Below are 13228 nucleotides of genomic sequence, written 5' to 3'. Positions count from 1 at the left end.
GATTCGGGAATCAGAAATCAATACAGGCGCGGGGGCAGTTGTTGGCTACGGATGCGCTTGTAGTGGCGCTTCACGGCGGCGGCATGCTTGCGCTTGCGCTCGGCGGTGGGCTTCTCATAGAACTCGCGCGAGCGCAGTTCGGTGAGCAAACCGGTCTTTTCGATGGTGCGCTTGAAGCGGCGCAGAGCGGCTTCAAACGGTTCGTTTTCCTTCAGTCGAACGATAGGCATAAAGTAATTGGCCTGCTTGTAGGGTAACAAAGTTGATGACAAACCTGGCTTGCTTTTCCAGCAACGCCTTGAAAGCGCAACCCGGGCACGCTTTCGCCCGGGTTTGAGCTGGCTGTTTCCGTTACCCAAAGACTACCCAGAGAGTAACAAGCCAAGTTCGGTTTAGCGATAACCAGCGATTCTAGCATGGGTAAGGACGGTTTGCCTACTGCCAGCGCTCGACCGCGGCCAGCACCCCGTCCCTGCCCCGCCGGCGATCAGCTCTGGGAACCCTTGCGGATCCAGGCTTCCAGCTGATGGGGACGCAAGCTGTCGTAATCTTCAAACGGCTGGTGAATCCAGGGATTCGTGGGCAGCTTCTCGACGTAATAGTCGGGCGTTGCCAGGGAATGTCCCTTCCACCACAGCACGGCGCTGCGCAATTCGGTGATGTCGGCGAACTGGCTCTTCAGGTGATCGAACACCTTGTTGAACGTCTTGCCGGTATCAACCATGTCGTCCACCAGCAACACCCGGCCGGAAAGCGTGCCGCGGGTGATGGTGATGAACTGGGCGATGTCCATGTCGCCTTGCTTGGTGCCGGCTGCCTCGCGATAGCTGCTGGTGGCAAGAATGCCCAGCGGCACGTCAAAAATACGCGACATGACGTCGCCCACACGCATACCGCCGCGCGCCAGGCAAAGAATCTTGTCAAACTTCCAGCCCGACTGATGCACCTGCAAAGTAAGGCGCTCGATCAAGCGGTTGTAATCGTCCCACGTTACCCACAGATGGCTATCGTCACTGGTCGGCGTGCTCATAGGCAAGCATCTCCTGCACAAAAATACGAAAAGGCCGCCGCCGGTATGACCGGCGGCGGCCTTGGGAATAATAACCCGATGTCAGCCCTTCAGGGGATGACGCAAAACAATGGTCTCGTTGCGGTCCGGACCGGTGGACACCAGGTCGATCGGCACACCGCAGACTTCCGCCACGCGCTCGAGATAGCGGCGGGCCGCGGCGGGCAGCTTGGCGTATTCGGTGATGCCGACGGTGGACTCGCTCCAGCCGGGCAGCTCTTCGAGCACCGGTTGCGCCTGCGCCACGGCGTGCGCGCCATAGGGCAGCACGTCGCGGAATTCACCATCGACGCGATAACCGACGCCCAACTGGATGGTTTCCAGGCCGTCCAGCACGTCCAGCTTGGTGATGCACAGACCGGAAATGCCGTTCAGACGGACCGAACGCTTCAGCGCCGCGCCGTCGAACCAACCGCAGCGGCGCGGACGGCCCGTGACCGAACCGAATTCCTTGCCGATGGTGGCCAGGCGGGTGCCGATCTCGTCGACCAGTTCCGTGGGGAACGGGCCGGAGCCGACGCGCGTGGTGTACGCCTTGGTGATGCCCAGGACGTAATCCAGTTGCTGGGGACCCACGCCGGCGCCGGCCGAGGCCGCACCTGCCACGCAGTTGCTGCTGGTGACGAAGGGGTACGTGCCGTGATCGACGTCCAGCAACGCGCCTTGTGCGCCTTCGAACAGGAGGCGCTTGCCTTCCTGCTGCATGGCGTACAGGTTGCTGGAGACATCCTTGACCATCGGGGCGATGGCCGGCGCGAGCGCCATGGCTTGATCGCGGACTTCGTTGGCCGAAACGGCTTCCGCGCCCAGGTACTTGGTCAGCACGAAGTTGTGGTAATCCAGCACTTCGGCGAGCTTTTCGTCGAACAGCGAAGGATTGAAGAGATCTTGCACGCGCAGGGCACGGCGGGCGACCTTGTCTTCGTAGGCCGGGCCGATGCCGCGACCGGTGGTGCCGATCTTGCCCTCGCCCTTGCGTGCTTCACGCGCCTTGTCGATGGCGACGTGGTACGGCAGGATCAGCGGGCAGATTTCGGAGATCTGCAGGCGCGAACGCACATCCAGGCCGGCGGCCTCCAGCTCTTCGATTTCCTTGAGCAGGGCTTCCGGGGACAGCACGACGCCATTGCCGATGAAGCAGGTGACGCCGGGGTGCATGATGCCCGACGGGATCAGGCGAAGAATCGTCTTCTTGCCATTGATCCACAGCGTATGGCCGGCATTGTGACCGCCCTGGAAGCGGACCACGCCCTGGACGGATTCCGCCAGCCAGTCGACGATCTTGCCCTTGCCCTCGTCACCCCATTGGGTGCCGATTACGACTACGTTCTTGCTCATGATACGAATCAATTTCGAGTTTCTCGGGAAATCCGGAAATCTCCCCGCGGCCCCCTCGTTTCCGAGAGGGAGTTAGTCACAGCGTTTTGACCGTCCAGACGCCATCCTGCAGCGCCAGCTCGCGATCGCAAACGAATTCGTCCTGATCCTGCTCGTGACCGGGCAATACCTGAACGACGATTTCCCCTGACCGGCGCAAGCGGCGAACCGCCTCCGTCAGAGCGGGGGCTTGCCCCCAGGGCGCACGAACCGCTCGCGCCCTTTCCGCCGGCGGCAGACCCGCCGCCAGCTTGCGTAAATCAAGACTGAAGCCCGTGGCCGGACGCGCGCGGCCGAACGCGCGACTGACGTCGTCGTAGCGGCCACCACTGACCAACGCGTCGTGCCAGCCTTCGGCGTACAGGGCGAACTTGACGCCCGTGTGGTAAGCGTAACCGCCCACGTCGGCCAGATCCACACTGAACGACACGTTCGGCATCGCATCCACCACCGCCTGAAGCGCGTCGAGCGCCTCGGCGACACCCGGCAGTGCCGGCAGGTCGCGACGGGCAACCTTGAGCACTTCGGGACCACCGTACAACGTGGGCAGCAACTGCAGCGCCTTCAACGTTTCCGGACGAATGCCGGGCGCGCGTGCCACGAGCTCACCCAATCCGGGCACATCCTTGTCGCGCATCAGCCGGATGGCGTCCTGCGCCAGTTCGGCCGCTGCCGGGTCCGATTTCAGGATGGCGCGCAGCACGCCGGAATGACACAGGTCCAGGCGCGGATTACGCACGCCAGCGATGGCAACCGTTTCCAGCACGAGCTGGATGATTTCGAGGTCGGCTTCGAATCCGGCATGGCCGTAGATTTCAGCGCCGATCTGCAGCAGTTCGCGGCTGGACAGCAAGTCCGAGGGGCGCGCATGCAGCACGTTGCCGCAGTAACACAGGCGGGTGACGCCCGCGCGGTTCAGCAAGTGCGCGTCGATGCGCGTAACCTGGGGAGTCATGTCCGCGCGCACGCCCAGCGTGCGGCCTGAAAGCTGGTCGACCAGCTTGCAGGTGCGCAGATCCAGATCGCTGCCGGTGCCCGACAGCAATGAATCGATGTACTCGACCAGGGGCGGCGCGACCAGCTCGAACCCGTAAGTACGGTAAAGATCGAGAAGTTCGCGGCGCAGTTCCTCGATGCGCCGAGCCTCTGCCGGAAGTACGTCGGCAAGGCTTTCGGGCAGCAGCCAGTTACCCATGAATGTGTTTACCTGAATAACGCCAAGTGATGCGTGGGCGTCGCCCAAACGAAAAGCGGCTGAGGGGCGTAAGCCCGCTCAGCCGCTGCGGAATGTTTTCTAGCTTACGCGGTATTGTACATGGTTCAGCCGCGAGCGCCAGCCGTGGGTCGGGCGTGGCCGGACTGCCCGGCTGCGCCCTCGATACCGGGCGGAAGTCGTCCCGCCTGAAGCAGAAAAGCCCCTCGGGGACCCGAGGGGCTTTTCGTTCGTGCTAGCTGGGCAAGATCACTTGGCCGGCACGGTGACCGGCGCCAAGGCAGCGCCCGCCGGATCCTTCATGAACTGGAAGAAGCTGGAGCTGGGGTCCACGACCAGCACATCGCCCGGCTTGGAGAACGATGCGCGATAGGCTTCCAGGCTCTTGTAGTACGTGTAGAAGTCCGGGTTCTTGCCATAGGCTTGGGCGTAGATGGCTGCCGCTGCGGCGTCCCCCTCACCCATGATGCCCTGGGCCTTGGCGTACGCCTGGGCCACGATGACCTCGCGCTGGCGATCTGCTTCCGCGCGGATCTTCTCGCCTTCGGCGGCGCCGATGGAACGCAGCTCGTTGGCGACGCGGGTACGCTCGGCTTCCATGCGGCGGTAGACCGACTCGGAGATTTCCGGTGCGAACTCGATGCGGCGCAGGCGCACGTCGACGATCTGCACGCCCAGGGGCTCGGCACGCTTGGCGACGTTTTCCAGGATCTCCGTCATGATCTTGTCGCGTTCGGTCGAGACCACGTCCCGCACGGTACGCACGTTGACCGACGCGTTCAGGGCGTCGCGGATCTGAGCCTGCAGACGCTCTTGGGCCGCGCGCTCGTTACCGCCGAACGTCACGTAGAACACGCGGGGATCCGCAATGCGCCACTTGACGTAGGAGTCGATCAGCAGGTTCTTCTTTTCGGAAGTCTGGATGCGCTCGGCTTCGTTGGTTTCGATGGTCAGAATGCGCTTGTCGAGCGTGACGACATTCTGGAAAGGCGGCGGAACCTTGAAGTAAAGGCCAGGTTCGCTGATGACGCGGCGGACCTCGCCCAGCGAGAACACCAAGGCATAGTCGCGCTCGCGCACCACGAAAACGCTGGAGGAAAGGAGGGCCAGCACGATGAGCAGGCCGACCAGGATGGGCATAAGACGATTCATGTTCAGGACTCCTCCGGATTAGCGCGACATACGGTCGCGGGGCAGCGTGTTGCTATTGCTGCTGCCGGAAGGCTGCGGCACCGGCGCGGCCGTACCGCGCGGAGGCTGCTGGACAGGCGCATTGGACACGGGCGAGCCAGAGCTGCCGATGTTCGACTTGCCTGCGTCCTGAGCGGCCAGATGCATGATCTTGTCCAGGGGCAAATACAACATGTTGTTGTTGCTCTTGGTGTCGACCATGACCTTGCTGGCGCGGGTGAAGATGTCCTGCATGCTTTCCAGGTACATGCGCTGGCGCATGACTTGGGGCGACTTTTCGTATTCGCCCAGGATGCTGGTGAAGCGCGACGTATTACCTTGCGCATCGCCGACGACCTTGGCCTTGTAACCTTCAGCCTGTTCCGTCATGCGCGATGCCTGACCGCTGGCCAGCGGCACGACCTGATTGGCGTAGGCCTGGCCTTCGTTGATCTGGCGCTCGCGATCCTGACCGGCCTTGACGGCGTCGTCGAACGCGGCCTGCACCTGCTCGGGCGGCTGCACGTTCTGGATGGCGACAGTACTGATCTGCACGCCCGTCTGGTAGCGATCGAGGATCTGCTGCATCAGCGCCTGGACTTGGGAAGCCACCGTCGTACGCCCTTCGTACAGCACGAAGTCCATCGACTGTTTGCCCACGACTTCGCGCATGGCGGTTTCGGATGCCTGGCGCACGGACTCGTCCGGGTCGCGCGTCTTGAAGAGATAGTCGGGCGCGCCGTCTGCCTTCAGGCGGTACTGGACGACGAACTGCATATCGACGATGTTCTCGTCCGTCGTGAGCATCAGCGCTTCGGGCAGAACCTTGTTGCGCGCGCCGCCACGGAATCCGACTTCGAACGTGCGCAGTTGCGACACGTTGACGATTTCATGGCTTTGAATGGGGTACGGCAGACGCCACTGGAAACCGGCTTGCGACGTGCTCTTGTATTTGCCGAATTGGGTCACGACCGCGACCTGGCCTTCTTGCACGATGTAAAAGCCGCTGGCCAGCCAGATGCCCGCCGCGACCAGAGCAATGACGCCCAGGCCGATGCGTGTGCCGCGCGGGGATGGCGGCGTCATGCCGCCACGGTTGCCGGGGCGGTTATTGCCGCCACCGCCCTTGCGCCCGAACAGGTTCCCGATGCGATTGTTGAAATCGCGCCAGACCTCGTCCAGGTCAGGAGGGCCGTCTCCGTTGCCTTGGGGCCGCTTGGGCGGCGGCTCGGAGCCATTGTTGTTTCCACGACCCCAACCGGGGTCATTCAGATTGAAGAGTTTGATAATTCGCGGCATTGTTTCCCACAATCTGTCCGGTCTCCGCAATTGCCCCGCGCAACGCATCCAAACCGGCGCGCTCGGTGGCGCTTACAAATACTCGCGCAATCGTACCATGTGCATCGCGCTCCACCCGCGGTTCCAATCCCGCCCGGTCGATCTTGTTGTATACCAGAATGGTGGGAATCGCGGCAGCGCCTATTTCGGCGAGGACCTTGTTCACTTCGAAAATCTGCTCATCCCGCTGCGGGCTGGCCGAGTCCACCACATGCAGCAGCAGGTCGGCGTGCACGGTTTCTTCGAGGGTGGCCCGGAAGGCAGCAATAAGGTTGTGAGGCAGGTCGCGGATGAAGCCCACGGTGTCTGACACCACCACCGATCCGGCGCCTTCGATCCAGATGCGGCGCGTCGTCGTGTCCAGCGTGGCAAAGAGCTGGTCGGCGGCGTAGGCGTCGGCCCGGGTCAGCGCGTTGAACAGCGTCGACTTGCCGGCGTTGGTATAGCCGACCAGGGACACCGACAGCGCCCCACCCCGCGCGCGGGCGCGCCGTTGGGTGATGCGCTGGCGCTCGACTTTGTCGAGCCGTTCGCGCAGCGTCTTGACCTTGGCGCCGATCATGCGGCGATCCATTTCGAGCTGGGATTCGCCGGGGCCGCGCATCCCGATGCCGCCACGCTGCCGCTCCAGGTGGCTCCACATGCGCGTGAGGCGCGTGGCCAGATGCTGGAGCTGCGCCAGTTCGACCTGCAGCTTGCCTTCGTGGCTCTTTGCGCGCAGCGCGAAGATATCAAGGATGAGGGCGACGCGATCCACCACGCGCAAGTTGAAGGCGCGTTCAAGGTTGCGTTGTTGGGCGGGCGACAAAGGCTGATCGAAAAGGACGATATCGGCGAGCAGCGCCTGCGCCATCGCGACGCCCTCGTCGGCCTTGCCGGAGCCGATGAAGAACTTGGCGTCGGGACGATCGCGGCGGGCCGTCAGGGTGCCGACGATTTCGGCGCCCGCGCCCTTGGCCAGCATGGCGAATTCCTCGGCGTGCGCCGTGAAGTCCGGATCACCGAGATCCACACTGATGATCAGAGCGCGCATACATGCACCATATTCGAGCCAAAGCGAAAATGCCCGCCGACGGGAACCGTCTGGCGGGCAATAAAAGGTAAAGCTGGAGCGAGATTACTCAGCAGGGACTTCCACTTGAAAATTGACGGCACGCGCGGGAACGACGGTCGAGATGGCGTGCTTGTAGACCATTTGGGTGACCGTATTGCGCAGCAGCACCACGTATTGGTCGAAGGATTCGATTTGCCCTTGAAGCTTGATGCCGTTCACGAGGTAGATCGACACGGGCACATGATCCTTGCGCAGCGTGTTGAGGAACGGATCTTGCAGAGTTTGCCCTTTATTGCTCATTGGCCAGGCTCCATTTGATTGTTATTGAGTGATGACGCGCTTTTTGTACTGGTGGAGCACGCCGAAACACGTACTCTACAGGGTTTTCCCGGCCCGTGCTACTTGGCCGGGAAGCAAAAATGAGACCAGAGTTTTCCAGCTGAAAAGCCCTTGAAATCACGCCTGCAGGATCTTGTCGAGCGCTTGCAGAAGCATGTCGCATTGGCCTTCCGTACCCACCGTGATGCGCAGGAATTGGTCGATTCGCGCATGACGAAAATGACGCACGATGATGCTGCGTTCACGCAGGGCGGTGGCGAGCGTCGCGGCGTCTTTTTCCGGGTGGCGTGCGAACACGAAGTTCGCCGCCGACGGGAGCACCTCGAAGCCCAGCGAATCCAGCCCTGCGGTCATGCGCGACCGGGTTTCGATCACGGCTTTGCGGGTCTGCTCAAAATACTCCGTATCCTCCAGCGCCGCCACTGCGCCGGCGGATGCCAGCCGATCGATGGGGTAGGAGTTGAAACTGTTCTTTACCCGCTCCAGGCCGTCGATGAGCGCAGCGCTGCCCACGGCAAAGCCCACGCGCAAACCGGCCAGCGAGCGCGACTTGGAAAGCGTCTGCACCACCAGCAGGTTGTCGTAGCGCGAGACCAGCGGGATCACCGATTCGGCGCCGAAATCCACGTACGCCTCGTCCACGACGACGACCGTGTCAGGGTTGCCGGCGACGATGCGTTCGACCTCGGCGGCGCTGAGCGCACGGCCGGTGGGCGCATTGGGGTTCGGGAAGATGATGGCGCCGGCCTGCCCGTGGCGCGCCGGCAGGTAGTCTTCGACGTCGATGCGGAAGTCCGCGGTGAGCGGCATCGTTTCGAACTCGATGCCGTACAGGCCGCAATACACCGGGTAGAAGCTGTAGGTGATGTCCGGGAACCGCAGCGGGCGATCATGCTTGAGCAGCGCAAGAAATGCGTGCGCCAGCACCTCGTCGGATCCGTTGCCCACGAACACCTGCTGCGGCTGCGCGCCGACGGCCGTTGCGATGGCCTCGCGCAGGCGGTCCGAGGAGGGATCCGGATAGAGCTTGAGCGTATCGTCGCAGGCCGCGCGGATCGCATCGAGCACCTTGGGCGACGGCCCGTAAGGATGCTCGTTGGTGTTCAGCTTGACCAGATTCTGAAGCTTGGGCTGCTCGCCCGGCACATACGGACTGAGCGTCCCGACAACGGGACTCCAGAAACGGCTCATGGATCAGCTTTCCTGCGTGTAGGGGTTGTGCGAAGACTTGAATTCAATGCGCAGCGGCGTACCGGCCAGGTCGAACGCATTGCGGAAACGCGTTTCGAGGTACCGGCGGTACGAGTCGGGAATAGCGTCCAGCGCATTGCCGTGGATGACGACCAGCGGCGGGTTCTGTCCGCCCTGGTGCGCGTAGCGCAACTTGGGACGGAAGATGCCCTTGCGCGGCGGCTGCTGCTGTTCGACTGCGGCTTGCAGCTCGCGCGTGAGCTTGGGCGTGGACAGCTTGGCAAACGCGGCGGCGTGTGCGGCATTGATGGACTTGAGCAAGGGCTTGATGCCCTGCCCGCGCAGCGCCGAGATCGTGTGGACGCGCGCGAACGACAGGAAGCGCAGCTTGCGGTTGAACTCGCGCTCGATGCGTTCCTTTTCTTCGCCGTCCAGGCCATCCCACTTGTTGACGGCCACGACCACGGCACGCCCGGTTTCGAGCACGAACCCGGCGATGTGGGCGTCCTGCTCGGAGATTTCGGTTTGCGCGTCGAGCATCAGCAGCACGACGTTGCTGGCCTCGATGGCCTGCAAGGTCTTGATGACGGAAAACTTTTCGACGGCCTCGAACACCTTGCCGCGCTTGCGCAGGCCGGCGGTGTCGATGAGCGTGTAGCGGCGTCCGTCGCGATCAAAATCGATTTCGATCGCGTCGCGCGTGGTGCCTGGCATGTCGAACGCGATGACGCGTTCTTCGCCCATGAACGTGTTGATAAGCGTGGACTTGCCCACGTTGGGACGGCCCACGATCGCCAGCTTGATGCGATGATCGTGTTCGCCTTCTTCGGCGGGTTCTTCTTCGGCAGGCGGTTCGGCCAGATCCTTGAGCGCGAGCTCGATCAGGTCGACGATGCCATCGCCATGCGCCGCCGAAATCGGATAGGGCTGGCCCAGGCCGAGTTCATGGAACTCGGCGATGGCGGGCCCCAGGCCCATGCCTTCGGCCTTGTTCACCGCCAGCAGCACGCGCTGCTGGCCGGATTTGCGCAGCAGTTGCGCAATTTCGTGGTCGTGCGCATTGATGCCCGCGCGCGCATCCACCAGAAACACGACGACGTCCGCCTCGGCGATGGCCTGCCGGGTCTGGCGGGCCATTTCGAGCAGGATGCCGTCCTTGGCCACGGGCTCGAAGCCGCCGGTATCGATGGCGATGAACGGAATATCGCCCACCCTGCCCTCGCCGTAATGGCGATCGCGGGTCAGGCCGGAATAATCGGCCACCAGCGCGGCGCGCGATCGCGTCAGGCGGTTGAAAAGGGTCGATTTCCCCACATTGGGGCGGCCGACCAGGGCAACGACAGGCTTGAAAGACACGGTAAAAGGCTTTGTTTTATAAGGTTCAGTTGGTGCCGATCAGGACGAGATTGCCATTGCCCGTCTGGACCAGCACGCCTTGGGGCGTCGTCTGCGGCGGCGACACGACCGCGCCGCCACCCACCGACAGACGCGCCATCAGGCTGCCATCGCTGCGCGACAGGAAATGCACATATCCGTCCAGATCGCCGACAGCCAGCGCACCCCCCAGCATAGCCGGAGCGGTGACCTGGCGGTTCTTGAGGGCGGCCTGCTTCCAGAGATTACCGCCATTATCCAGCGCAAACGCATTGACCACGCTGTTCTGGTCGGCGGAAAAGGCGAAGCGGTCGTCCAGGGTGAGACCGCTGACGCTGGAGAAGTCTTTCGTCCAGAGCGGACGGCCGCCGGCGGTGACGTCAAAGCAAACGATACGTCCCTGATAAGCGACGGCGCACAGCAGGTTGCCGGCGATGCGAGGCGCGCCGACCACGTCGGTCAGGCGCTCCAGGTCGCCAGCGCCGCGCGGCGTGGCGACGGTGCCTTCCCATTGCACGTTGCCGCTGTTGGACGCGATGGCAAGGAGCTTGCCGCCAGGCAGACCCGTGATGACCAGGCCTTCGGCCAGGACCATCTGCGCAACGCTGCGCAAGGCGAGCGAGGGGCCGGGACGCTGCACGCTCCAGACGCGCTCGCCGCTGTTGGCGTCGAAGGCCTGGATGCGATAGTCGCCGCTGCGAACAACGACGATGCCGTAGCCGACAACCGGCGGGATGGCGACGTCGCTGGTGGCGCGGACCTTCCATTTCACCTTGCCGGTGTCGTCGAAGGCGATGACGTCGCCGTTGGGGGACGCCACGGCGGTGGTCGTGCCATCGCTGCCGGCGCCGGCAGACAATTTGGTGTCGGCCTTGGCCTTCCAGATGACACGGCCGCTCTGAAGATCGAACTTGCCGACGGAGCCGTCAGGCGTCGCGGCATAGATGGCGTCGCCGAGCACGGTGGGCGCGAAGCCCAGGCCGGAGCCGCTGCCGATGGACGTGGACCAGACCTGGCGCACGGACATGCCGGCCTTGTATTCGGTCAAGGGCGCGGGATCGTAACGGCCGTCGTCATGGGAAAACATGCCGCAACCACCCAGGGCAAGCAGGCTTGCCAGCAGAACGGCGCCGCGCCACGTACGGCCAGGTGCAAATTTACGCATTACAGTCACGCTCCGCTCAAGGCATCCAGTTTCAGTTGCACAACCTGGGTCAGGGGATTGGCCAGGCCCAGGCCATCAATGGCGCTCTGCCAGGCCGCGCGCGCTTCCTCGCGCTTGCCTTGCGCAGCCAGCACGTCGCCGCGGCGGTCAGCGAACAAGGCGGCAAAGGCGGCCGGCGGATTGTTCAACTGCGCCAGCGCGGCGTCGTATTGCTTCTGGTCCAGCATCATGCCTGCCAAGCGCAGGCGCGCCACGGCTTGCATGGCGGGGTTCTTGCCTTGGCCAGCCAGCCATTCGAGCTGTTCGCGGGCGCCGGCGTCGTCCTTTTGCGCCTGCAGAGCCTGCGCCGCCACAAGGGCGCCGCGCGCGGCATAGCCGGTGTTGGGATATTTTTCGCGCAGCGTCGAGGCGGCTGTCTTGATGCGCACCGAGGAATCGGCGCCGCCCAGGCGAGCGGCGTCTTCCAGCGCTTCGAAGTAACCCATGGCCTGGTTGGCCTGATGCGATTCGTACGCCTTCCAGCCCCACCAGCCGCCCCAAGCCAGGAGCACCACCGTCGTCAGGGCCAGCAGCAGCGTCCCATAGCGGGCCCACCACGCCTTGATCGCGTCGAGTTTTTCCTGTTCTTCAAGATCGTATGCCATGCCTTAACCCTTGTTGTTCAATGCGTCGGCCAGCTTTGCCAGCGGAACCTGTTGCTGCGCCGCCTCGCCCTGCTCTTCTGCGCGCAGGAACTTGACGCTGGCCGTCTGCGACGCCACTTCGTCGGCGCCAAGGATAACCGCAACGCGGGCGCCGCTGGCGTCCGCGCGCTTGAATTGCGACTTGAAGCCTGCGGATCCGGCATGCACGATGACCGAGAGGCCCGCGTCGCGCAGGTCTTCGCCGACCCGGGCAGCCAGGCGCTGCGCGTCTTCGCCCTGATGCACGATGTAGACATCGCACTCGGCCGGCGCGGCGATTTCAACGCTTTGTTCCCAGAGGTCGAGCAGACGCTCCATGCCGATGGCAAAGCCCACGGCCGGCGCGGTCTTGCCGCCCAAGAGTTCGACCAGGCCGTCGTAGCGGCCGCCGCCGCAAACCGTGCCTTGGGAACCGAGACGGTCGGTGACCCATTCGAAGACGGTGAGGTTGTAGTAGTCCAGGCCGCGGACCAGACGCGGGTTCAAGCGGTATTCGATGCCGGCGTCGGTGAGGCGCTGGCACACGCCGTCGAAGTGCGCGCGGGACTCTTCGCCCAGGAAGTCGAACAGGCGCGGCGCGCTGTCGGCCATTTCCTGCATGGCGGGGTTCTTGGTGTCCAGCACGCGCAGCGGATTGCTGTACATGCGGCGCTGGCCGTCCTCGTCGAGGATGTCGCGGTGCTTTTCCAGATGCTGGATCAGGGCAGCGCGGTGCGCGGCGCGCTCAGCGGGTTGGCCCAGCGAATTGAGTTCAAGGCGCACGTCCTTCAGGCCCAGCAGCTTCCAGAGGCGGGCCAGCATGACGATGAGTTCCGCGTCCACATCGGGACCGGCAAAGCCAAGGGCCTCGACGTCGATCTGGTGGAACTGACGGTAGCGGCCGCGCTGCGGGCGCTCGTGGCGGAAGACGGGACCGATGGAGTAGACGCGTTGCGGACGGTCGTAGAGCAGGTTGTGCTCGATGGAGGCGCGCACGATGCCGGCGGTCATCTCGGGGCGCATGGTCAGCGATTCGCCGTTGAGCGCGTCGGTGAACGTGTACATCTCTTTTTCGACGATGTCGGTGACTTCGCCGATACCGCGCGCAAACAGGCGCGTATGCTCAAGCACCGGCGTGCGCACATTGCGATAGCCGTAGCCGCGCAGCCAGCCGCGCACGATTTCCTCGAATTGCTCCCAGCGGGCGCTAGCCCCCGGCAGCAGATCATTCATGCCGCGTATGGCGGCGACTTTCTGGAAAGCTTGAGTCATCTTG

The 13228-nt window shown here is 63.6% G+C and carries 13 protein-coding genes; all 13 read right to left on the bottom strand.

Annotated features, from left to right (window positions below; all coding sequences use genetic code 11):
• Positions 1-17 precede the first annotated feature (17 nt).
• Entirely contained in the window at positions 18-230 is a 213-nt protein-coding gene (rpsU, locus tag AB3147_RS09140; protein WP_006218592.1) for a 30S ribosomal protein S21, read from the bottom strand.
• Between the two features lie 257 nt (positions 231-487).
• Positions 488-1030 (bottom strand): phosphoribosyltransferase, encoded by a 543-nt coding sequence (locus AB3147_RS09135; protein WP_056315724.1) that lies wholly within the window; start codon positions 1028-1030, stop codon positions 488-490.
• A gap of 81 nt (positions 1031-1111) precedes the next feature.
• Positions 1112-2407, bottom strand: a complete 1296-nt coding sequence (locus AB3147_RS09130) for an adenylosuccinate synthase (RefSeq protein ID WP_218345276.1) — start codon at positions 2405-2407, stop codon at positions 1112-1114.
• Between the two features lie 76 nt (positions 2408-2483).
• On the bottom strand, positions 2484-3641 hold the full coding sequence (locus AB3147_RS09125; RefSeq protein WP_175139278.1) for an ATP phosphoribosyltransferase regulatory subunit: 1158 nt from the start codon (positions 3639-3641) through the stop codon (positions 2484-2486).
• Between the two features lie 267 nt (positions 3642-3908).
• Positions 3909-4811, bottom strand: a complete 903-nt coding sequence (gene hflC / locus AB3147_RS09120; protein ID WP_175125028.1) for a protease modulator HflC — start codon at positions 4809-4811, stop codon at positions 3909-3911.
• Positions 4812-4829: 18 nt separating this feature from the next.
• Positions 4830-6128: an FtsH protease activity modulator HflK gene (gene hflK / locus AB3147_RS09115; protein ID WP_175125029.1), complete on the bottom strand. Its 1299-nt coding sequence runs from the start codon at positions 6126-6128 to the stop codon at positions 4830-4832.
• Positions 6094-7200, bottom strand: coding sequence for a GTPase HflX (gene hflX / locus AB3147_RS09110; protein ID WP_175125030.1), 1107 nt, complete (start codon positions 7198-7200; stop codon positions 6094-6096). The genes hflK and hflX overlap by 35 nt, the downstream gene beginning before the upstream one ends.
• Positions 7201-7284: 84 nt before the next feature.
• Positions 7285-7521 (bottom strand): RNA chaperone Hfq, encoded by a 237-nt coding sequence (gene hfq, locus AB3147_RS09105; protein WP_006218585.1) that lies wholly within the window; start codon positions 7519-7521, stop codon positions 7285-7287.
• Between the two features lie 156 nt (positions 7522-7677).
• Complete coding sequence (gene hisC, locus AB3147_RS09100) at positions 7678-8751, bottom strand: histidinol-phosphate transaminase (RefSeq protein WP_367351757.1); 1074 nt, start codon at positions 8749-8751, stop codon at positions 7678-7680.
• Between the two features lie 3 nt (positions 8752-8754).
• A complete protein-coding gene (gene der / locus AB3147_RS09095; protein WP_105238156.1) occupies positions 8755-10107 on the bottom strand; it encodes a ribosome biogenesis GTPase Der in 1353 nt (450 codons plus the stop codon).
• 25 nt (positions 10108-10132) lie between these two features.
• A complete protein-coding gene (bamB, locus tag AB3147_RS09090; protein WP_175125032.1) occupies positions 10133-11290 on the bottom strand; it encodes an outer membrane protein assembly factor BamB in 1158 nt (385 codons plus the stop codon).
• 5 nt (positions 11291-11295) lie between these two features.
• Positions 11296-11934, bottom strand: a complete 639-nt coding sequence (locus tag AB3147_RS09085; RefSeq protein WP_175125033.1) for a YfgM family protein — start codon at positions 11932-11934, stop codon at positions 11296-11298.
• 3 nt (positions 11935-11937) lie between these two features.
• Positions 11938-13224 carry a histidine--tRNA ligase gene (hisS, locus tag AB3147_RS09080; RefSeq protein ID WP_175125034.1) on the bottom strand — a complete coding sequence of 429 codons (1287 nt, stop codon included), beginning with the start codon at positions 13222-13224 and terminating at the stop codon, positions 11938-11940.
• Between the last annotated feature and the right edge of the window lie 4 nt (positions 13225-13228).

The sequence above is a fragment of the Achromobacter animicus genome, from assembly GCF_040775605.1.
In the GTDB taxonomy this organism is placed as follows: Bacteria; Pseudomonadota; Gammaproteobacteria; order Burkholderiales; family Burkholderiaceae_B; genus Achromobacter; species Achromobacter animicus.
Note: the sequence above shows the minus strand (reverse complement) of the source record. Positions and strands in the feature narration are given on the sequence as shown.